Raw genomic sequence first — 21,225 nt, forward strand, 5'->3', positions numbered from 1 at the left:
ATGCTGCCAGGCAGCGATGCCACCATCAGAACTTGGCGCCCAGACGCACGCCGAACTCGCGCGGCGCGGTGCGGAATTCGTTGAGGCCGGATTGCCCGGTCACGAAATATTCCTTGGTCAGGTTGGTGCCGTATAGCTCCACCTTGAAGTTGTCCCAGTTGAGCGTGACGCTGGCATTGACCAGATGGCGCGCGTTGATCAAGTCAAACTGCGGCAGATAGGTAACGTAGGCCCATTGCGACCCGATGTAGGAATAGTTCACGCGGGGCACGATCGAGCGCCCCTCGCCCAGCGAATAGGTGTAATCCAGGCCGGCGTTCCAGGTCCATTTCGGCGACAGCAGGTTCGGCCCGGCATCAGACGTGATGAACTGGTAGGGGAAGCAGTTGCTGGTTACCCCGGTGGCGCAGGCCGGCAACTGCGCGGTGGCGGCGCCCGGCTGCCACTTGTTGATCACCGTCACGCTGCTGAGTTGCGAATCCACATACGACACGCCGGCGTCGAGGCCGAAACCGGCCAGCTTCGCCTGAAGCTGCCCTTCAAAGCCCTTGATCGTGGCATTGGCGAGGTTCACCACGCCATTCTGACCAGACGCCGGACTGATCACATCCATCTGGAAATTGTTGTACTTGTTATAGAATACGCCGATCTGCGTGCGCACGTGCCGATCGAGGAAGCTCGATTTCCAGCCCGCTTCAAAGTCCCACACCGTTTCCGGGTTGAACATGCCACCAGGCGGGTTGATCCCACCCGGCTTGTAGCCACGGGCGGCAAAGACATAGAGCATGTTGTCGGCATCGGGCTTGTAGTTCAGCGCGATCTTGCCGGTCATGCGGCCATCGGCCTCGGTGCCGGTCTGCGGAATCGTCAGGAAGGCCGAAGGCGGCGGCCCGCCAAGATAAACGCCACCGGTGCCATCGACATGATAGTGCGAATAGCGCGCGCCCGCCTGGATTTCGAGCTTTTCGGTAACGCGATAGTTCACCTGGGCAAATGCGCCCATCGTGGTCTTGCTGTTCATCGGATTGACCACGATCGGGAACGGCGCGGTGCCGGTGAAATGCAGCAGCACGTCGATATCGTTGTGCTGGTAATAGCCACCCAGAATAAAGTTCAGCGGCTTGGAATCAGGGGAAATGATGTTGATTTCCTGGGAATATTCCTTTTCCCGCACATATTGATCTTCATACTGCGCGCCAAACGGCCCAGCGACCTGCGCCAGATTGGTGCCATCCAGATCATAGACGTTCCAGACGCGCTTGTTCTGGTATCCGCTCACCGACCGGACAACGAGACCGCCAGGGGTCTGGTACTTCAATTCCAGCGCCGTGGTAAACGCGCGCTCGAAATTCGCGGTCTTGGTGTCGTAGTTCAGCTCGTAGGGCGTCGCCTGGCGGCCGGCGGCAAACTGCGTTCCGGCGATCGGCTGATAGGCATAGCCGCCCGTGCTCTTCTGCGCCAGTTCGCCCTTCCAATAGGCGGTAAAGCCGCCGGACTGGTAGAGCGCAGACAGCCGCTCATCGTGTTCCTTCAGGCTGTCGGGCTGGTTCTTGTAGGGGCCAAGATCGGTGTAATAGGAATCGCGCCAATGCTGGTTGGTGGCAAAGCGCAAGGCCAGGTTGTCACCTACCGGCACATTGATCGCGCCGTTGAGGCGGACATTTTTGTAGCTGCCGTATTCGGCTGTCACGTCACCACCCAGATCGCCCAGCTTGGGGCGCTTGGAATTGATGAAGATCGCCCCACCGGTGGAGTTGGAGCCGACCAGCGTGCCCTGTGGCCCGCGTAGCACTTCGATGCTCTGGATGTCGTAGAGATCAAAGCTCTGCGCGATCGGCGGCTGGAACAGCCCGTCGACATAAGTGGCGACGCCATTGGCCACTTGCGGCGATCCGCTCGACAGACCGATGCCGCGGATGTTGATGGATTCGGTGAGGCCTGCCTTGGTGATGGTAAGGCCGGGCGCCACGTTCTGCAGATCGCGCTGCACCAGCACGGCTTTCTGCGTGAGCTGGTCTCCACCCACCGCGGTGAGCGCGATGGCAACCTTTTGCGAACTTTCCGAGCGGCGCTGCGCGGTAACGACGATCTCGCCCGGTGCCGGGCTGGCCTGCGCGGGCACCGGAGCTGGCGCCGCCTCGGTGGCGGCCTGCGCGAAAGCGTTGGTCCCCACCAACGCCAGCGCCATCGCGCCCAGCGAGGCTGCGGCATGCGCGCGGAAATTACCGTGAATCTGAAGCATGGTGCTCCCCTCTCCCTTTTTCGGCCCTGCTTGACGCGGCCAAACGTTGCGGGCCCGTGTCTGCCCGGCCACGCGGGATTTAAATAGCGGCCCATTTTGGAAAGCTGCGCCCGCGCCCTTGGCGGGTCGCCATCGGTGCCATCAGCGTGACCGACCAACCCCATGGATTTATAACTTCACGTTATAAGACGATAGACCAATTGTATTTCACTTGATCGTGGCCGTCCGCCATTGCGCCTTCACAAGAAAACACCGCCATGGTGGGGAGAGCAACGATGGCACGCCGCGTTTTGCGGCGGCATCCCTGGCTGCGCCTCCCCGGCGATGGTGATCAGGAGGTGCACATGAAGGGCTATCACGGGATCAAGCACAATCTGCTCGTCGGCACGGCGTTCGCCATGGGCGTGATGGGCTGGCACGGCGCGGCAGCCGCGCAGGCCACGCCAGCGCAGACAACGCCGCCTGCCGATCAAGCCGCGCCGGAAGCCAAGCCGCAGGAAATCGTGGTGACCGGCTCCTACCTCGGCAATATCCGCCAGGAGAACCGCGCCTCGCCCATTCTCGCAGTCGATAACGCCGCGATCGCGCGCACTGGTTCGTCCTCGATTGGCGACCTCACCCGCTTCATCCCGCAGAACGTGGGCAGCACCGGCGGCTTGCAGGATCTGTCAAAGGGCGGCGCGGATACGCGCGATACCCGTTCGGCCAACCTGCGCGGCCTGGGCGCCGGCTCCACGCTGGTGCTGCTCAACGGCCGCCGCGTGACCCCGCAGGCCGGTGACGATTATGTCAACCTCAACAGCCTGACGCCCGATATCGCCATCCAGCGGGTCGAGGTTCTGCTCGATGGTGCATCGTCCACTTATGGTGCCGATGCCGTGGCGGGCGTGTTCAACGTGTTGACCGACACCAAGTTCAACGGGTTCAAGACCAGCGCCCAGTTCACCAGCATCGCCGATTCCCCGGCGTGGAACGTGCAGGCCATGATGGGCGTGGGCAACGATCGCTTCCACACCGTGCTTTCGGCGTCCTACCGGTTTCAGGACAATCTCCAGAATTCCGATCGCGCCGTCACCAATTTCTTCAATCCCACCGCGGCCGGCTATCCGGGCAGCTATCTGCTGACCGGCCGGCCGCTCACCGCCACGGGCGGCCACGTTGTGATCAACGGCAACGATTACACCGCGCTCTATGATGCCAACAAGTCGGCCACGGGCACGCTCAAGGTGGTCGATCCCAATTGCGGGGCCGACGGCACCAACAGCGTCTATTCCCCCACTGGCGGCGCGGCCTTTGGCCTTGGCAACTGCCTCTACAATTTCCAGCCGAAGAACCCGATCCGCCCGCGTGCGCGCAGCGTCAACATCCACAACGACACCACGTTCGAAATCAACGACGCCAATACGCTGTTTGCCGAACTCAGCTATTACCATCAGGATTCCGAGCGGTTTGGCGTGCCGTCCTATGCCCAGAACGCGGGCAACGCCACGATGCCTGCGTCCAACCCCTACAATCCCTTTGGCGTCGATGTGCTGTTCTATGGCCGGGCGATCGGGGCGCAGGGCTTTCCGGGCGGATACGAATATCGCGTGATGCGCGATACGGTGAACCAGCAGCACTACGTGCTCGGCGCGCGCGGCAATCTGGTCGGGCGCTGGAAGTACCTGGCGACGGCCACCTATTCCGCCTCGCAAACGATCGCCCGCGATCGCGATACCGATATGAACATGTTCCAGGCCGCGCTGCGCGGCTATGGCGGACCGAACTGCAACACCAACTTCCTGGGCGGTGGCAGCGGCGCTGTGCCCGGCAAGGGCAGCTGCCTCTATTACAGCCCGTTCCAGGCCAACCTGTCGCAGATGGATCCGTCGCTGATCTACAATCTGCAAAGCGATGTCTTCACCGATTTCAAGCGCGAATACTATATCGCCGAAGCGGTGGTGAATGGCCCGCTGGCCAGCATTGCCGGGCACGAGATCAACGTCGCCCTCGGCGCGCAGTATCGCCGCGAGAAATCGACCACCAACTATTCCGACCTGCTGCTGTCGGGCTATGGCGGTTTCCTCGGCAAGCACCTCAACACCGCGTTCTCGCGCGAGGTGAAGAGCGTGTTCGCCGAAGCCAATTACCAGCCGATCGACAGCCTGACGCTCAACGTGGCTGGCCGCTATGAAGATGCCGGTGGCTATAGCAAGGCCGTGCCCAAGGTGGCGGCCAACTGGCACCCGGTCGACTGGTTCTCGCTGCGCGGTTCCTACAGCAAGGCGTTCCAGGCTCCCTCGCTGGCCAACGGTTCCGCCTCGCTGATCGGCACCAACGTGGTCAACGTCACCGATCCGGTCGATGGCACCACTTCGTTCCGCACGATCCAGACCTACGGCAATCCCAACCTCAAGCCGCAGTCGTCCACAGTCTATAACCTGGGCGCCACCTTCGTGCCGACGCGCGGCGCGCGGTTCTCGATCGATTACTGGAAGTATCAGTTCAACAACCAGATTTCGACACAGAACCCGCAGCAGGTGGTCAACACCGCGCCCAACGGCGCCGCGGTACTGCGCGACCCACTGACCGGCACGCTGCAATCGGTGGTCGTCACCAGCTTCAATGCGCCCAGCGGCACCAAGACATCGGGCATCGACATTCAGGGCCAGTATGCGTTTGACGCTGGCCAACTGCATCTCACCTTGCGCGACACGCTGACCTATCTGCTGGCCTACGATGTCGACACCGGCATTCTGCGCCGCGATGCCAATGGCAACATCACCGGCTCGGTGGTCTATGATGGCGTGGGCTATCGCAACGCGTTCGTGCAGTCGCCCACCTCGTCCTCGGCCGCGCCGCGCTGGCGCAGCGTGGCTGGCATCGATGCCGGCTATGGCCCGCACACCCTGTCTTTGACCTGGCGCTATACCGCCGGCGTCAAGGATGACTATGGGCAAAGCCTCAACACCTCGGGCACCGGCGCCGTCGTGCCCGCCGTTACCACCAAGGTCAGCGCGTTTTCGGTGTTCGATGCGCAATACAGCCTGAACTTTGGCCACGACGATCGCTATGCGCTGACGCTGGGGATGATCAACATCTTCAACACCGCGCCCGGCTTTGCCAAGTACAACGGCTATCTGCCCTCGATCGCCGATCCGTTCGGGCGGCAGGTCTACGCCCGCATCGCGGCGCGCTTCTGATCGTGGGTGGCGGGTTTCCACACGTGGCGCCAGTGCCGGCAGGGGCCAAGCGCACCTGCCGGCTGGACGCCAGGCGTGGCGCCCGCCACCATGCGCCTGCTGCCAAGACCTATCGGCGGCTCCCTCTGGCGCACAGGTTCCGCATGGCCCGCACTCCCAGTCTTTCCACCCTGCGCCAGTTTCGCATACTGGCCCAGACGGCGAACTTCAGCCGCGCGGCCGAACTTGCCCATGTCTCGCAGCCGGCGCTCTCGCGCACCATCCGCCTGCTGGAAGAAGACCTTGGCGCCCGCCTGTTTGACCGTAACCGCCGCCACGTGTCGCTGACGCAGGCCGGCGAAGACCTGCTCCGCCTGACACAGCGCCTGATCGCCGATTTCGACGACGCCTTTGATCTCTTGGGCCAGACGCTGTCGGGCCAGCGTGGCCGCATTGCCCTGGGCGTGCTGCCATCCTACGCGGTGGGCGATCTGCCCGCCGTGCTCAGCCGCTTTCGCGAGGCTTGGCCAGGCGTCGATGTGACCGTGCGCGAAGGACTGGCGGGGACCATCTATCAACAGCTGCGCGAGCGGCTGATCGATCTGGCAGTGATGACCCCACCCGATGACGCGGCCGAGGATTTCACCTTTCTGCCCTTGTTCACCGACCCTTGCGCCCTGGTCTGCCGCTCCGGGCACGCACCGGCCGATCCCGGCTGGCACAGCTTTGCCGATGCCCCGTTCATCGCGATGGCCCCCACCAGCAGTGTGCGCCAGATCACCGATGCCGCATTCGCCCGCGCCGGGCTGGCGCCACGGCCGCTCTATGAATGTACCCAGCCCGCCACGCTGGGCGCCTTTATCGCCGCAGGGCTGGGCATCAGCGCGCTTCCGCTGTCCTGCCGCCCGATGGTTGGCGCGCACGATCTGGAATGGCACCTGCTGGATGATAGCGCCGCCGATCGCGTGATTGGCATTGCGCATCTTTCTGCGCGCAGCCCCTCGCCCGCGGCGCAGAACATGCTGCGCGTGCTCTCGGCCAAGGGGGCATGCTGATGCTGGCCGCTGCCGCTTTGCCGCCGGCCGCCCTCGCACTGGGCGCACTGGCCATCATCGGTGTCATGCTGGCCGTCATCCTGACGAACCGACTATCCCCGCTTGCCGCGATGATCCTGGTGCCGGTGATCGGCGCGGCAGCGCTGGGCCTGGGCGCCGGCGTGCCGGGCTGGATCATTGCCGGCGTCACCAAGATTGCCCCGGTTGCCGGCATGTTCGTGTTTGCCATCCTGTTTTTCGGGGTGGTCAGCGATGCTGGCCTGCTGGCGCCGCTGGTTGGCGGCGTGCTGCGCCTGGTGGGGCGCAAGCCGTCGCGGATCACCATGGGTACGGCCTTGCTGGCCTTGCTGATCCATCTCGATGGTTCTGGCGCGGTCTGCTTCCTGATCACCGTGCCGGCGATGCTGCCGCTTTACGATCAACTGGGCATGGACCGCCGCGTGCTGGCCTGCTGCGCCTCGCTTGCCGCCGGGGTCAATTTCCTGCCCTGGACCGGCCCCACACTGCGCGCCAGCGCGGCGCTGCACATTCCCACGGTGCAGATCTTCACGCCGATGCTGCCGGTGCAACTGGTTGGCCTGGTGTTCGTATTCGGCGCGGCGTGGTGGATGGGCCGGCGGGAAGAACGCCGCCTCGCTGCCATGCCCTTGGTACAAACCGAGCCGGAAGATGCCGGGGCAACAGGCACGGGAACAGCCAGCCCCGGCCCCGATCCGCTGCACCGCCCGCGCCTGTTCTGGCTCAACCTTGCCATCACGCTGGCAGTCATCGGCCTGATGGTCAGCGGCGTGGCCGAACCGGCCGTGATCTTCATGGTCGCCTTTGCCCTGGTGTTGACGATCAACTATCCCAATGCCGAGGAACAGCGCGCCCAGATCGAGGCCCATGCCCGCCCGGCAATGATGATGGCCGGCGTGCTGTTTGCCGCTGGCGCGTTTACCGGCATCATGAATGGCGCTGGCCTGATCCACGCGCTGGCGCAATCCAGCGTGGCCCTGGTGCCGCCCGGCATGGGCCGCAGCCTGCCGCTGCTGGTGGCCGTCACCAGCATGCCGCTCAGCGTGGTGTTCGACCCTGACAGCTTCTACTTCGGCGTGCTGCCCGTCGTCGCGCAAGTTGCCGGCCATTTTGGCGTGCCGCCCGTGCAGGTGGCGCAGGCGGCGCTGCTGGGCATGCATACCGTTGGCTTTCCGATCAGCCCATTGACCCCCGCAACATTCCTGGTCGCAGGCCTGAGCCGCATCGACCTCGGCGCGCATCAGCGTTTTGCCTTTCCCTGGCTGCTGGGCGCCACCTTGGTGATGACACTGGCAGCGCTGGCCATCGGCCTGATCGGCCTATGAGTGAGACATGCATGAAAACCATACGCATCGGTGCCGGTGCCGGCTTTGCCGGGGATCGGATCGAGCCGGCCGTTGAACTGGTCGAACAAGGCGAACTCGATTTCCTGTGCTTTGAATGCCTGGCCGAACGCACTATCGCGCTGGCGCAACTGGCGCGCCAGCGTGATCCGGCCGCGGGCTATGACCCCCGGCTGGAGCGGCGCATGCGCGCCGTGCTGGGGCCGGCCATGGCACGCGGTGTGCGCATCGTATCCAACATGGGCGCGGCCAACCCGCTCGCCGCCATGGAAGCCGCGCTCGCCGTCGCGCGTGAGCAGGGCCTGACCGGCATCCGCATGGCGGCGGTGCTGGGTGACGATGTGCTGGCCAGCATCGCGGACGAAGACCTCCCCCTGCTGGACCGCGCGGGATCGCTGTTGGATCTCAAGCCGATTTCCGCCAACGCCTATCTCGGCGCGTTTCCCATTGCCCAGGCTTTGGCCGAAGGGGCGCAGGTGATCTTCACCGGGCGGGTGTGCGACCCTGCGCTGTTTCTCGGCCCGATGATCCATGCCTTCGGCTGGGCCGAAGACGATTGGACGCGGCTGGCAGGCGGCACTGCCATTGGCCATCTGCTGGAATGCGCCGGCCAGTTGACCGGCGGCTATTTCGCCGATCCCGGCTACAACGATGTGCCGGGCCTGGCCCGCCTGGGCTTTCCGCTGGCCGAAGTGAACGAAGACGGCACGGCCATGCTCACCAAGGTTGCCGGCACGGGTGGGCGCCTCTCGCTCGCCAATGCGCGCGAACAGGCGATGTACGAAATCCTTGATCCAGCCCGCTATCTTCAGGCCGATGTGGTGGCAGACTTCACCACGCTGAACCTGGCCGAGGCAGGCCCGGATCGCATTGCGGTATCGGGCGCGACCGGCCACCCCCGCCCCGAAAGCCTCAAGGTATCGGTCGGTTATCGTGACGGCTTCATTGGCGAAGGGCAGATCAGCTACGCCGGGCCCGGCGCCGTGGCGCGCGGCCAGCTGGCGCTCGATATCGTGGCCGAGCGGGTGGCGATGCAGCGCCTGGCGGTGGACGATATCCGCTATGACCTGATCGGCGTGAATGCCGTCAATGCCACCGGCCGCGCGCCCGAACCAGCCGAAGTGCGCGCGCGCGTTGCCGCCCGCTGCGCCGATCGCGCCACGGCCGCCGAAATTGGTGCGGAGGTCGAGGCGCTCTATCTCAATGGCCCGTCGGGTGGTGGGGGCGTGACCACCACCCTGCGCGAAGTGGTCGCGGTTGCCTCCGTCCTCGTTCCGCGCGGCGCGGTTGCGCCCTCCATCGTTCATGGAGTGAGTTGATGCGACTTCGTGATCTGGCCCACGCCCGCACGGGCGACAAGGGTGATACCTCGCAGATCTGCGTGTTTGCCCGCGGCCCGGCGCAGTTCAGCCAGTTGGAGCGCGCGCTGACGACTGAGCGGGTTGCCGCCCATCTTGCCGCGCTGCGCCCGCGCCGGATCGAACGGTTCGTGCTGCCCAACTTTCAGGCCGTGAATTTCGTGCTGCATGGCGTGCTTTCGGGCGGCGTCACCCGCTCCCTCGCGCTCGATGCCCATGGCAAGACGCTGGGCGCGCAACTGCTGGATATGGAGATCGACGATGCGTAGGATCTGCTTGCTGGGCGGGGCTGCCCTGCTCGCCCTGGCCACCGGCGCGCAGGCGCGGGTTACCGCCATCCATATCGAGACGCGCACCCCCGCGCCCACCAAGCCGGGCGAGCGCCCCTACGAGATCATCACCGGGACATTCGATGGTGATGTATCGCCAACGCGCGATGCAATCATCACCGACATTGCCCAAGGCCCGCGCCAGGCCAACGGCCGCGTTGCCTATAGCGCCACGTTTGCCATCGCCCGCCCCCTGGCGCGCGGCAGCGGCGTGCTGTTCTACGACGTGCCCAACCGGGGCAATGGCAAAGTGGCCCCCGATGAAGATGGCCACATCCGCGTGATCAGCGGCTGGCAGGGTGACCTGGCGCCCGCACCCGGCCTGCAAACCGCCACCGTGCCCGTGGCCAAGGGCCTGACCGGGCCGGCGCTGGCCCGCGTGACCGATCTTTCCGGCAGCACCTGGGGCCTGACCGGCGGGATCGGCCGCCCCGTACCGCGCCCGCTTCCGGTCGATCTCGATCCCGCGCACGCGAGGCTCTATCGCCAGGCCAGCGACGCTGCGCCGCTGGAGCCGATTGCTCCCAGCCAATGGGCCTTTGGCGATTGCCGCACCACGCCGTTTCCCGGCACGCCCGATCCCGCGCGCATCTGCCTGAAGGGCGGCTTTGACCCGGCGCTTGCCTATACGCTGGTCTATCAGGCGCGCGATCCGCTGGTTCTGGGCATTGGCTTTGCCGCCACGCGCGATCTAGTCAGCTTCCTGCGCCATGCCGCGGCCGACGACCATGGCACGCCCAATCCCCTTGCCGGCCAGGTGCGCTGGAGCGTGGTCAGCGGCACCTCGCAATCGGGCAATTTCGTCAAGAGCTTCATCAACCTGGGCTTCAACCAGGATGAAGCGGGCCATCGCGTGTTCGACGGTGCCAATCCCAACATCGCGGCACGCCAGGTGCCGCTCAACCTGCGCTTTGCCGTGCCGGGCGGGGCCGCAACCCTGTTCGAGCCGGGCAGCGAAGGCACCTTGTGGTGGAGCCGCTATGCCGATCGGGTGCGCGGCCGGGGCACGCACAGCCTGCTCGATCGCTGCACGGCAACACAAACCTGCCCCAAGATCATGGAAACGTTCGGCTCCACCGAACTTTGGGGGCTGCGCCTGTCGCCCGCGCTGGTCGGCACCGATGCCCGCGCCGATGTGCCAATCCCGGCCAATGTGCGACGCTATTACTTCCCTGGCGTGACCCATGGCGGTTCCTACACCGGCGGCATCTCGCTCGATGGTGACAAGCCCTGGCCCGGTGCGCCGGTCTGCGCGCTGCCCAACAATCCCAATCCATCGCTGCCGACGATGCGCGCGCTGATGAAGCGGCTGGTGGCATGGGTCAGCACTGGCCGCGCGCCGCCGCCCAGCCAGTATCCCACCCTGGCCCATGGCGATCTTGTCCCGCCCCATGCCGCCGCCATGCACTGGCCCGCCATCCCCGGCGCGCCGGTGCCGGACGGCAAGATGAACGATCTGCTCGATTACGATTACGGCCCCGGGTTCGACTATCCCGATCTGTCGGGCGTGATCACCCAGCAGCCGCCCGCCATTCGCCGCACTATCCCCTCGCTGGTGCCGCGCGTGGACCGCGATGGTAACGAGACCGGCGGCGACGTCCCTTCGGTGCAGCATCTCGTGCCACTGGGCACCTATCTCGGCTGGAACGTGCTGGCCAAGGGATATGGCGCGGGCGGGCCCTGCGGCTTTGCCGGTGGGTTCATTCCCTTTGCCGCCACCAAGGCGGAACGCCTCGCCAAGGGCGATCCGCGCCTGTCGCTGGAAGAACGCTATGGCAGCCACGCCGGCTTTGTCGCGCGGGTCCGGTCCCTCGCGGCGCAACGCGTGCGGCAAGGCTGGCTGCTGCCCGACGATGCCGCCCGCCTTGTCGCCGAAGCGGAGGCCAGCGCGGTGCTGTCGTCAGCCTCGCGATAAACGTTGGCACAATTCCGCCCGCAAAAAGGCCCGGCCTGCCGTGTGGCAAGCCGGGCCTCTTGCTGCGCTCAGAACCCGATCAGAACGTCAGGCGCAGACGCGCGCCATAGGTGCGGGCGTCGTTGAGGAAGCGAATGTTGAGCGCGGAGCCCGCCAGTTCCTTTTGCGACGCCTGGACGTTGAGCAGGTTGCTGGCCCATGCCTCGATCCGCACATTGTTGACCTGGTAGCCTGCGCCCAGGTTCAGCGTGACAAAGCCGGGCTGACGGTCCGGGAAGCCGGCCTGCAGCGCGGTTTGCCGCGTGCCGTTCAGGAACACGACGTCCTTGTTGTTGAACTGCGTCAGGTAATAGGCCGAGCGATAGTTGGCCAGAACCTGCCAATCGAAACGGCCACGGCCCACATCGATCCACTGCGCGATATGCGCGCTGACGTTGACCTTTGAGGCCAGCGGCAGCTGGTTGCCGACCAGGCTGATCAGCGGCGACTTGCCACCCGCGCTGTTGTCCAGCGCGCGCACGTCCGCGACTTCGCCACTGGTGATGCGGGTATCGAGGTAAGCCGCATTCACGTCGACCGAGAAGTGGTAGGGCAGCGCCACGCGGAATTCGGCTTCGGCGCCGAACAGGCGCGAGGCGCCGATGTTGCGGTTGACCAGCGAATAGCCGTTGCAGACGTTGGGCGTCTGCGTGGTGTCGAGGTTGATGCAGGTCAGGTCCTGGAAGACCTGGTCCTTGTAGTCGTAATAGAAGGCGGTGAGGTTGAACACCGCGCGGCGGCCCATCACGTCAAACGTGTTGCGGCTGCCAACTTCGTACACGATCAGCTTTTCCGGACGATAGGTTTCCGGCACGGTCGAACCGTTGAAGCTGTCGTTGAAACCGCCCGCCTTGTGGCCGGTTGAAACCTTGCCATAGACCATGTGGCCGGTGCTCAGGTCATACTCGAAACCAAGGCGCCAATCGGCATACTTGAATGCAGCGCTGCCCACCTGCTGGCCGGGGATGGTCAGATTGGCATAGCTGAAACCGCCGTTGGTGTTGGTCGGGCAGGTGACAAAGCCGTTGTCGATATCAGGCCGGGTAAAGCAGTTGCCGGCCGGATTGGTGCCATTGGCAATGGCGCCGATCTGGTTGATCAGCGTGTCGCGCGCACCGGGCGAGGCGATACCCTGGATCAGGAACTGCGCCATGCCCTGCGGGGTGTTGATCTTGGACACGTCGAAATTCGGGCGGCTGAGCAAGGCTGGCACAAAGCCTTCGGTGCCAAGGCGCGTGGCGAGACAGCAGGCATAGTTGGCGCCGCCCAGCGTCAACGCCCAGTTGCCGCCAATGCCATAGCGCGACTTGCTTTCCTCGGTATAGCGGATGCCGCCCAGAACACGCAGGCGATCAGCCACGTCATAGGTGCCGTCGGCATAGAACGCGTGGCTCTTACCGCGCACGTCAGGCATCGTGAATTCGGTGCCCGAATAGCAGCAATAGCCGCGATCGGCGAGCGCGAGATAGCCAACCTGCTGGTCTTCGTTGAAATAGAACGCGCCCAGGTTCCAGCGGAAGCGCTGGCCCTTCTTGGCAAAGACGCGCAGTTCGAAGACTTCGCTCTGCGACTTGGTTTGCCAGAAGTTGCCCGAGAAATTGTCGTACTGCTCGGTCGCCAGGTTGCGGCCGGGGTAATCGATGCCATCGCTCGACGCGTTGACCTGGTTGAAATCGACCGAGCGGTAGCTGCCGGTCAGTTCCATGCCCACCTTGTCGAAATCATAGGCAATCTTGCCCTGAACGCCCCACAGCTCGTTGGTCATCTTGCCCTGGAGCCCACGATAGACCACGCGGCGCAGGTCCAGGTCGCTGGCCGTCAGGCCAGTGGCTTCAACCGCGCTGTAGATGTTGGCGCCCGGATAGCCGGTGCCGGTTTCCTTGCCATAATCGCCGATCACCGAAATGGTCAGGCGGCTGGTCGGCTCCCACAGCATCGACAGGCGGCCGGCATAGTTCTCTTCCAGACCAGCGGGCTTGAGACCGATCGCTGGTGCGCCGGTCGAGACATTGCGGAAACCATAGTCGCGGTTGACGTAATAGCCTGCCGCGCGGATCGCGAAGTTCGACGCGATCGGGATATTGACGGCGCCTTCGGCCGCATAGGAATTGCGGTTGCCGAATTCGGCCTGGATATAGCCGGAATAGCTGTCAAATTTGGGCTTGGCGGTGATGATGTTGAGCGTACCGGCCAGCGCATTGCGGCCATAGAGCGTGCCCTGCGGCCCCTTGTTCACTTCCACCCGTTCAAGGTCATAGAACATCAGGCCCAGGCCGCGCGGGCGCGGAATGTAGGTGCCGTTGAGGTGCGGCGCAGCGCCGGGATCGCCCAGTTCGGTGTTGTTGGCCGAGCCGACGCCGCGGATGAAGATTTCGACATTGCCTTCTTGGTTGGCAATGCTCAGCCCCGGTACGGCCTGCTGCAACTGGCGCAGTTCGACAATGCCGTCCTTGCGCAGCTGGTCCGAGCCCAGCGCCTGGACCACGCCGGAAACATCCTGCAGGTTCTGTTCGCGGCGGTTGGCGGTGACGATGATGTCGCCCGGACCATCCTTGGGCTGCGCAGCCGCTGCCGGCTTGGCGGCCGACTGATCAGCGGGCGCTTCCTGCGCCAGGGCCGGCGCTGCCGCGCAAGTCGAAAGCAGCGCCAGCACCATGCTGCGCTTCCAGATTCCCCTGTTCATGTATTCCTCTCCTGACTGGATGGCGATTGAATGAAATGTCGATTGGTTCATGGGTCTTGGACCGGTGCCGCGCCGCTCCCTGGCGCGGCGCGGTCAGTTGCAGGTCAGCACCGGCCCGACCGGCGATACGATCCGCGCTGACGACAGCGTGACGGTCATCGCGCCACTGGTGGACAGCGCGATCGGCACGGTCACCTTGCCCATGTCCACGCCGGCCTTTTCAAAGCAGTGCAGCGGAATGGCGAGGCGCGACCACTGGCCGGCCTGCACCGCTTTGAACACGCTGCCGACCGGGAAGCCGCCGCCGCACTTTTCGCCGCTGCATTGCATCAGCAGGCTCACATCGGCCGTGGGTGCCGCATCGATGCGGAATTCCAGCTCGACAGCGAGGCCACCATTGCTCTCGCGCGTCAGATTGACCGGCGTATCCCCGGCAATCGCCGCCATGGCGGGGCCAGCGCCGGTCCAGTGCAGCCGCACCGAATCCTCTTGCGCGTGGTGATCGGCGGGGCGCGCATCGATCAATTCCGGGCCAGGATTGGTGGACAGCGCCCCGGGCGCCCCCAGTAGCAACTGCCGCCCTGCGCCGGGACGTCCGGCGGCGTACAGGACGCCGGGATCAGCCGCCGCGACCGTAGCGCGCGCTTCGGGCAGCGGTGCCAGATCGCCAGGCTGGCCATATTTCAGGCCAAAGCCATAGGGGAACAGCGGATTGTAATCCTTGTCACCCACGTTGACGGCGGTCTGATCGCTCGAACGCGGCCAGCTATAGGGCAAGGTGCCGCGAAAATCGGCCTTGCCGAACAATACGTCGGCAATGCCGCCGCCTTCGGAACCCGGTAGCCATGCCGCGACAAAGGCATCGGCGGCATTGAGGAACGGGTTTACCCACATCGCCCGGCCCGACAGGAACACCGCCACCGTCGGCACGCCAGCGCCCTTGAGGCGGCGCAGCAGGGCCAGGCTGCGTGCATCGTCAAAGCCGACATCGGGGCGATCACCCTGGAATTCGGCATAGGGGTCTTCGCCAAAGACCACGATGGCCACGTCAGGCTTCTTGGTAAAGCTGCCGTCGGCCGAAAGCGTGGCCGAACCGCCCGCCGCCTTTACCTGTTCGGCAATGCCAGACCAGATCGATTGGGCATGGGGGAAATCGGCCGGCTTGGTTCCGGTGCCCTGCCAGCTCAAGGTCCAGCCGCCGGTCTGCTTGGTCAGGTTATCGGCGCCATCGCCCGCCACCAGGACATTGGACATAGGCTTGAGCGGCAGCAACTGCCCGGCGTTCTTGAGCAGCACCAGCGATTCCCGCACGGCGTGGCGGGCTACGGCGCGATGCTCCGCGCTGCCCAACAGGTCGAACTGGCCGCCAAAGGGCCGGCTCGACGGCTTGCCCGCCTCGAACAGGCCAGCACGCAGCTTGACGCGCAGGATGCGCCGCACCGCATCGTCGAGCCGTGCCATGGGGAGCGACCCGTCGCGCGCATGGGCCAGCGTGCTTTGCCACAAGGCCTTCCAACTGTCGGGCGCCATATACATGTCGAGGCCGGCCTTGGCGGCCTGAACGCAATCGGTGGCGGTGCAGCCGCTCACCTGGGCGTGGCCGTTCCAATCGCCCACCAGAAAACCGTCAAAGCCCCAGCGCTGCTTCATCACCCCCGTCAGCAGCGACTGGTTGCCGTGCATCTTGGTGCCGTTCCAGCTGGAAAAGCTGACCATGACCGACTGCACCCCGGCATTGAGCGCGGGAATGTAGGGCGCACTGAAGGTGTTGATCAGGCCAGCCTCGGAAATCCGCGTATCGCCCTGGTCCTTGCCGCCATAGGTGCCGCCATCGCCCAGGAAATGCTTGGCCGTGGCGATAATGTGCGGGCCGCGCAGCCAGTCCTTGTCACCGATCTTGCCCTGCAGCCCTTCGATCAGCGGGGCAGCATAGGAGGCGGCGATTTCCGGCGCCTCGCCAAAGCCTTCATAGGTGCGGCCCCAGCGATCGTCGCGCACGATCGCCAGCGTCGGGGCGAAAGTCCAGTCCAGCCCGGTAACGCGCATTTCCTTGGCCGTGACAGCGCCGATGCTGCGCAGCAATTCCGGGTCGCGCGCGGCGCCCAGGCCAATGTTGTGCGGGAAAAGCGTTGCGCCGACCACGTTGTTGTGGCCGTGCACGGCATCGCTGCCCCACATGATGGGAATGCGCGGCAGGTTGCCGCTGGGCGCCATCGACGCTTCGTAAAACGCATCGGCCAGCGCCAGCCAGTCCTTGGCCGGCGCGTTGTAGCGCCCGCCCGGATCGGAATTGCCGCCGTTCAACACCGAACCAAGATGGTAGCGGCGCACGTCGTCGGGCGTGGTGCTGGCAATGTCGCCCTGCACGATCTGCCCGACTTTCTGTTCCAGCGACATGGCAGCGAGCAATTGGTCGATTCGCTTTTCCATCGCCGGGTCCGACGCAATGCGCTGCTCACGCTTTGGCCATAGTTCCGGATGGGCCACGCCGGCGCCGTCGGTGGCCGCTGCCTGTTGCGCATGGGCGGCCGGCACGAGTGCCGCAACCATCGCCACAGATGCCATCCGCAGCGCCAAGCCCTTGCGTCCCCTCACTCCCATGAAACCCCTCCTGATGTCGTACCGGCCCTGCTGCTCGGAACTGACAACGTTTACCGTCTTACTGACAACGTTTACCGGCGGACATCGACAGAAGTCAAGAGACCCGCTAAGAAACCCGTCGCTCCCAAAGGTACCGATTGGACAGCAGCAGCACGGAGGCCCACATTTCCAGGCGTACGACGATCATCGATGTGGCCAAGATGTCCGGCGTTTCGCCCAAAACGGTCTCTCGCGCACTCAATGACGAACCGCATGTCAGCGCGCGCGTTCGGCAACTGGTCAAGGATGCGGCCGCCAAGCTCGACTATCACCCGAATCTGACCGCGCAGAGCCTGATCGCGCGCCGCAGCTTCCTGATCGGGCTGACCTATGAACGGCCGAGCCCGAGCTACGTCGTCGATCTGCAGAACGGCGCGCTAGATCGGATGCACAACGGGCGTTACCGGCTGGTGGTGCTGCCGTTCAACCACGCGTCGGAACGGCCAGAGGAACTGGGCAAACTGCTGCTGCGCACGGGCTTGGACGGCGTGCTCTTGGCGCCGCCAGCATGCGATCAAATCGAACTGCTCGACCTGCTTGATCGCCAAGGGTTGCCCTATGCGCGGATCACCCCGCAAAAGGATCTTGCACGCGGGATCGTCATCACCATGGATGAAGTCGCCGCCGGCCAGGCCGTGGCGTCACACGTGCTGGACATGGGCCACAGCCGCGTGGGGATCATCCTGGGTGACCCGGCGCACGCCGCCAGCCTCGCCCGTCTGGAAGGGTATCGCCGCGCCTTTGCCGAGCACGGCAAAATCCTGGACGAGAATCTGATCGTGACCGGCGATTTCACCTATGCTGTGGGCTATGATGCCGCGCTCGATCTCTTGCGGCGCGATCCGGCACCGACTGCGATTCTGGCGCAGAACGACGACATGGCCGCCGCCGCGCTCGCGGCCGCGCGCGCGCTGGGGCTTGCCGTGCCCGATGACCTGTCGATCGCCGGATTTGACGATTCGGAAGTGTCGCGCACCGCTTGGCCGCAATTGACCACGGTGCATCAACCCGTCAGCGCGATGGCCTGGGATGCGGCCGACCGGCTGATCGCCCGGCTCGATGCCACGCCCGATGGCCCCACCCTCGAACAGCGCCACGAGCATGCCCATGCGCTGCTGGTGCGCGGCTCAACCGCGCCACCGCCTGCTCACCACGATTAGCCCCACTTCCACGCCCCGCGCGCCTATTCCACGCCGGGACGCGCCAGCGTAATCAGCTCGCGGGCCTGCTGCGCAAACCACGCGCCGGCTGCCGGCGCAACCATGCCCCGTTCGGGATCGCCTGGCCCGGCGGTGCCACGATAGCACTGGCCATCGGATTCACCGGGAATCTTGATCCACAGGAAAGCGTCGATGTACGGATCGTCGCTGGCCAGTGTCGGCCGGCGGCCGAGCCCCCGTTCGGGCGGGTTGCACCACACCTCTGCATCGCGATAGCGCCCGGGCTTGGGCACCCATCCGCCTTGGCCATTGCGGCTGGTATCGAGCACGGCATGCTTTTGCGCCTGCGGATCGCGTTTCAGGTGCAGGCGCCAGAACAAGGTATCATAGGCGGCGTCCACATCCGCCCAGGCGCCCGGATAGTCGCGCGCGCCGGTGATCGGCGTGCCAGGGCACTCGCGCGGGCTGAGGCCCCCTTGCGAGACCAGCGCCATGCAGTCGCTGACCCAGCGGGCATACCGCTTGAGCCGGATATCGCTCTCATAGTTCGACACGTTGAGGAAGAACCCCCGCGCCTTGCCTGCGTCGGCCATCAGGAGGCGCGCGGCAATTTCGCCGGGGGCCAGCCAGCTGCTGCCGCCACCGTCCATGTAGAGCTGCACACCCGGCAAGGCCGAAAGCACTGCCGAAGCATCGCGCAATTGGCGATAGCGTTCGACCGTTGCCTTGGCATCCATGCCAGCCGGCCGGCAGCTTTCCGGCTGCCCATTCAACGTGGTGTTCCAAGGGATCACGCCCAAGCCGTCCGGCTCGAGAATCACGATGGCCCGGCCGTTGCCGATGCCTGCGGCAAGGCCGCGAATCCACGCAGCATAGGCCGCACTGTCTGCTGCCCCGCCGGCGGAATAGAGCGCGCAGTCCCGGAACGGAATGTTGTACGCCACCAACACCGGTATCGCGCCTTTTGCAGCGGCATCGCCCACCAGTTTGTGCGCCTCTGCCTGCACCTCTTCGGGGGTGCCGCTGGTCAGCCACGTGCCAGTGGGGAACCGCGCGATCAGGCGCGCGTCCTGCTCCGCCTGGCCGGTCAGCCCCTTGGCCGCCCGCACAACGGTGCTGTCGGGATTGACGTAGAGCGGCTGGTTCGAACCATGCGCCATGGTGCTGCCACCCAGCACCATGGCAAGCGAGGCAGCAAGCAGCGCCCGCGCGCCGATCCTTTGGGCGCGGCGGCGAAGAGAGGCATTGGAGTGGAAACCCATGTCTGCTCCGATAAACGAGGTCATGGCCGAGTGATACAAACCTAACGCACGACTGACAACGTTTTCCGTCACACTTTAGCCAGGTACATTGGGCTCGATGTTGCGCAGCAAATCCCCGGTCGTCGCCGTTACCGGCAGACTGACGAAGCCGCGCTTTCGCTTTTGCCTGCGCGTGCATGCGGCCATTGCGGATAGGGGCACAGCAGGCGGGTGCGCCCTGGCCACGGGCTGTCCTCACCGGCCGTGGCGGTGATCGCCTGCGGCGCAATACCCTTTTCGCGCCAAGCGACCAGCGACGAGAAGATATCGAACCGATCGGTTGCCGGGCCACCGCGCCCGTGGTTCATGCCCGGAACCGCGTAAAAACGGATGAAGCGTGCAGAGTTGCCGTGCTCATGCCTGTCCACTGCGGACAGCCAGCGGATCGTATCGAGCACCGAAAACACCGGATCGCTGACACCGTGGAACACGATGATCTTGCCGCCACGCCGATAGAACGGCGAAAGATCGGTTGCGTCGGCATGCATGAAATCCACCGGCGCTTCGTGCAATGTGCCCCATTTGACATGCGCTGCGCGATAGGCCTCGTCAATGTCGGCGCTCAGCGCATAGCGGGTCAGCGAGGTGACATCGGCCGCCACGTCGAGCGGCGGCGAGCGGAAGACTGCCGAATTGGTAGGCGCGCCCAGGCGCAGCAAGGCGCCGTTGTTGATGGGTGAGGCATAACCCCCCATTTTCCAGATCCGCCAACCCTGCGTCACGCCATGGGCCGTGGCTGCACCAATGCCGGCATCCCACGCCCATTCGGAATAGATTGGCTTGCCATCACGGGTGCGCGGCCCACCCATCACCTTGCGCAGCGCCGCAACCTGCATCGGCAGCAGGCACATGGCAGTCTTGCGTACCGGATCGTCGCTTGGGCAGGTGATCTTGGCCAGTTCGGGCACGACGCGCGCCGTGGTGCATGCGGTAAAATGCTCGATCATGCCATCGCTGCGCCCGTCGAGCGCATCGCAGGCCTTCAGGATCGCGCCCTGCGCCAAGAGAATGTCCTGGTCGCTCATCGCCTTGTTGACGAGTGGCAAGCCATCGTTGCCCAATTGTCCCATGGCCTTGGCGACAGCGCCAAAGGCCTGTCCATCCCACAGCTGTGCAATGGACGCATAGGCCAGATGAAAGCCCGGATACCCGATCAGCGCGGCGTCGAATTCCTGCGGGAAACGCTGCACCGCCATCATCGCTTCCTGGCCGCCCTTGGAGCCGCCAACGAAATAGGTGAACGCTGGCGCGCGGCGATAATAGGCCTGGATCAAGGCCTTGCCCGCCTGTACCACCGGGCCGATGTAGCCAAAGCCATAGTTGTGCCGCGCCAGCGCGTCATGGCCGAACGTCACGATACCCTGGCGCGCCGGATCGTTGTTGACCGCGTTATCATGCCCGGAGTCTGAAGAAACGACGGCATAGCCCTGTGCCAGTGCGGTCACGCCCGGTTGGCTGGAAAAGCCGCCCGTCGCATCGCCCAGGTTGCCATCAGACCCACCGCCGCCCTGGAACACAAAGCGGCCGTTCCATGCGGCGGGCAGGCGCATGTGAAACTTGATCGCATAGATTTGCCCATTGGCACCCGCGCGTTCCTGTAGTTTGCCAATCACTTCGCAATGCGCCGGCATTGCCGGGATTGCAGCAGCCGGGCGGGCGCCATCCACCACCGGCATCTCCTGTGCCGTTGCCGCACGAAAGACGGCCAGCGACAGCGTGGTGGATGCATCGGGAAACGTGGCTTTGGCCAAGGCGGCACAGTCCTGTGCGGAAGGGGCCTGTGCGGAAGGGGCCTGCGTGGACTGGGCCTGCGCCGCACGCGCTGGGCCAATCCCGGCGAGCAGAATTGCCAAGGTCAACGGGGCCATCGCCAGATTGTGCTTCATCGCCACTCCTTTGCTCGGTGCTTGATCGCCATCGCGTTATGATAAATAACATGCCCTGTGCGGGGCAAATTCCGCCGCTCCGCTTGCCCAGGCGG

12 protein-coding genes are annotated in these 21,225 nt (G+C 64.9%); 7 read left to right on the forward strand and 5 right to left on the reverse strand.

Annotation, left to right across the window (positions count from 1 at the left end; all coding sequences use genetic code 11):
* Positions 1–25: 25 nt before the first annotated feature.
* The gene (locus ABIC78_RS07895) at positions 26–2,242 is read right to left on the reverse strand and encodes a TonB-dependent receptor (RefSeq protein ID WP_354488737.1); all 2,217 of its coding nucleotides are present in this window, start codon (positions 2,240–2,242) and stop codon (positions 26–28) included.
* Positions 2,243–2,517: 275 nt separating this feature from the next.
* Between ABIC78_RS07895 and ABIC78_RS07900 the strand changes: the two genes are divergently transcribed.
* The 6 genes from ABIC78_RS07900 to ABIC78_RS07925 all read left to right on the forward strand — a co-directional run bounded on the left by ABIC78_RS07900 (position 2,518) and on the right by ABIC78_RS07925 (position 11,421).
* Entirely contained in the window at positions 2,518–5,424 is a 2,907-nt protein-coding gene (locus tag ABIC78_RS07900) for a TonB-dependent receptor plug domain-containing protein (protein WP_169047754.1), read from the forward strand.
* 143 nt (positions 5,425–5,567) lie between these two features.
* Positions 5,568–6,458 carry a LysR family transcriptional regulator gene (locus ABIC78_RS07905; protein WP_309805736.1) on the forward strand — a complete coding sequence of 297 codons (891 nt, stop codon included), beginning with the start codon at positions 5,568–5,570 and terminating at the stop codon, positions 6,456–6,458.
* The gene (locus ABIC78_RS07910; protein WP_354488740.1) at positions 6,458–7,801 is read left to right on the forward strand and encodes a CitMHS family transporter; all 1,344 of its coding nucleotides are present in this window, start codon (positions 6,458–6,460) and stop codon (positions 7,799–7,801) included. The genes ABIC78_RS07905 and ABIC78_RS07910 overlap by 1 nt, the downstream gene beginning before the upstream one ends.
* An 11-nt stretch (positions 7,802–7,812) precedes the next feature.
* Entirely contained in the window at positions 7,813–9,138 is a 1,326-nt protein-coding gene (locus tag ABIC78_RS07915; protein WP_171792178.1) for an acyclic terpene utilization AtuA family protein, read from the forward strand.
* Positions 9,138–9,446, forward strand: coding sequence for an AtuA-related protein (locus ABIC78_RS07920; RefSeq protein WP_171795918.1), 309 nt, complete (start codon positions 9,138–9,140; stop codon positions 9,444–9,446). The genes ABIC78_RS07915 and ABIC78_RS07920 overlap by 1 nt, the downstream gene beginning before the upstream one ends.
* Complete coding sequence (locus ABIC78_RS07925) at positions 9,439–11,421, forward strand: alpha/beta hydrolase domain-containing protein (RefSeq protein ID WP_354488743.1); 1,983 nt, start codon at positions 9,439–9,441, stop codon at positions 11,419–11,421. The genes ABIC78_RS07920 and ABIC78_RS07925 overlap by 8 nt, the downstream gene beginning before the upstream one ends.
* 79 nt (positions 11,422–11,500) lie before the next feature.
* On the opposite strand, the gene ABIC78_RS07930 is transcribed toward ABIC78_RS07925, so the two are convergent.
* A complete protein-coding gene (locus tag ABIC78_RS07930) occupies positions 11,501–14,143 on the reverse strand; it encodes a TonB-dependent receptor (protein WP_354488745.1) in 2,643 nt (880 codons plus the stop codon).
* Positions 14,144–14,236: 93 nt separating this feature from the next.
* Entirely contained in the window at positions 14,237–16,693 is a 2,457-nt protein-coding gene (locus ABIC78_RS07935; protein WP_354488747.1) for a glycoside hydrolase family 3 protein, read from the reverse strand.
* A 242-nt stretch (positions 16,694–16,935) separates the two neighbouring features.
* On the opposite strand from ABIC78_RS07935, the gene ABIC78_RS07940 reads away from it, so the two are divergent.
* Positions 16,936–17,943, forward strand: coding sequence for a LacI family DNA-binding transcriptional regulator (locus tag ABIC78_RS07940; protein WP_354488749.1), 1,008 nt, complete (start codon positions 16,936–16,938; stop codon positions 17,941–17,943).
* A gap of 23 nt (positions 17,944–17,966) precedes the next feature.
* Here the strand turns inward: ABIC78_RS07940 and ABIC78_RS07945 are convergent, their stop codons facing one another.
* Positions 17,967–19,205, reverse strand: a complete 1,239-nt coding sequence (locus ABIC78_RS07945; RefSeq protein WP_354488750.1) for a glycoside hydrolase family 6 protein — start codon at positions 19,203–19,205, stop codon at positions 17,967–17,969.
* Positions 19,206–19,333: 128 nt separating this feature from the next.
* Entirely contained in the window at positions 19,334–21,130 is a 1,797-nt protein-coding gene (locus ABIC78_RS07950; protein ID WP_354488752.1) for a tannase/feruloyl esterase family alpha/beta hydrolase, read from the reverse strand.
* Positions 21,131–21,225: the final 95 nt, after the last annotated feature.

The sequence above is a fragment of the Novosphingobium sp. 1529 genome (assembly GCF_040544855.1).
In the GTDB taxonomy this organism is placed as follows: Bacteria; Pseudomonadota; Alphaproteobacteria; order Sphingomonadales; family Sphingomonadaceae; genus Novosphingobium; species Novosphingobium capsulatum.

Bases quoted from the DNA above. Each gene is read 5' to 3' on its own strand.
- ABIC78_RS07895 (WP_354488737.1), bottom strand. From the start codon at position 2,242: ATGCTTCAGATTCACGGTAATTTCCGCGCGCATGCCGCAGCCTCGCTG.
- ABIC78_RS07900 (WP_169047754.1), top strand. From the start codon at position 2,518: ATGGCACGCCGCGTTTTGCGGCGGCATCCCTGGCTGCGCCTCCCCGGC.
- ABIC78_RS07905 (WP_309805736.1), top strand. From the start codon at position 5,568: ATGGCCCGCACTCCCAGTCTTTCCACCCTGCGCCAGTTTCGCATACTG.
- ABIC78_RS07910 (WP_354488740.1), top strand. From the start codon at position 6,458: ATGCTGGCCGCTGCCGCTTTGCCGCCGGCCGCCCTCGCACTGGGCGCA.
- ABIC78_RS07915 (WP_171792178.1), top strand. From the start codon at position 7,813: ATGAAAACCATACGCATCGGTGCCGGTGCCGGCTTTGCCGGGGATCGG.
- ABIC78_RS07920 (WP_171795918.1), top strand. From the start codon at position 9,138: ATGCGACTTCGTGATCTGGCCCACGCCCGCACGGGCGACAAGGGTGAT.
- ABIC78_RS07925 (WP_354488743.1), top strand. From the start codon at position 9,439: ATGCGTAGGATCTGCTTGCTGGGCGGGGCTGCCCTGCTCGCCCTGGCC.
- ABIC78_RS07930 (WP_354488745.1), bottom strand. From the start codon at position 14,143: ATGAACAGGGGAATCTGGAAGCGCAGCATGGTGCTGGCGCTGCTTTCG.
- ABIC78_RS07935 (WP_354488747.1), bottom strand. From the start codon at position 16,693: ATGGTTGCGGCACTCGTGCCGGCCGCCCATGCGCAACAGGCAGCGGCC.
- ABIC78_RS07945 (WP_354488750.1), bottom strand. From the start codon at position 19,205: ATGGGTTTCCACTCCAATGCCTCTCTTCGCCGCCGCGCCCAAAGGATC.
- ABIC78_RS07950 (WP_354488752.1), bottom strand. From the start codon at position 21,130: ATGAAGCACAATCTGGCGATGGCCCCGTTGACCTTGGCAATTCTGCTC.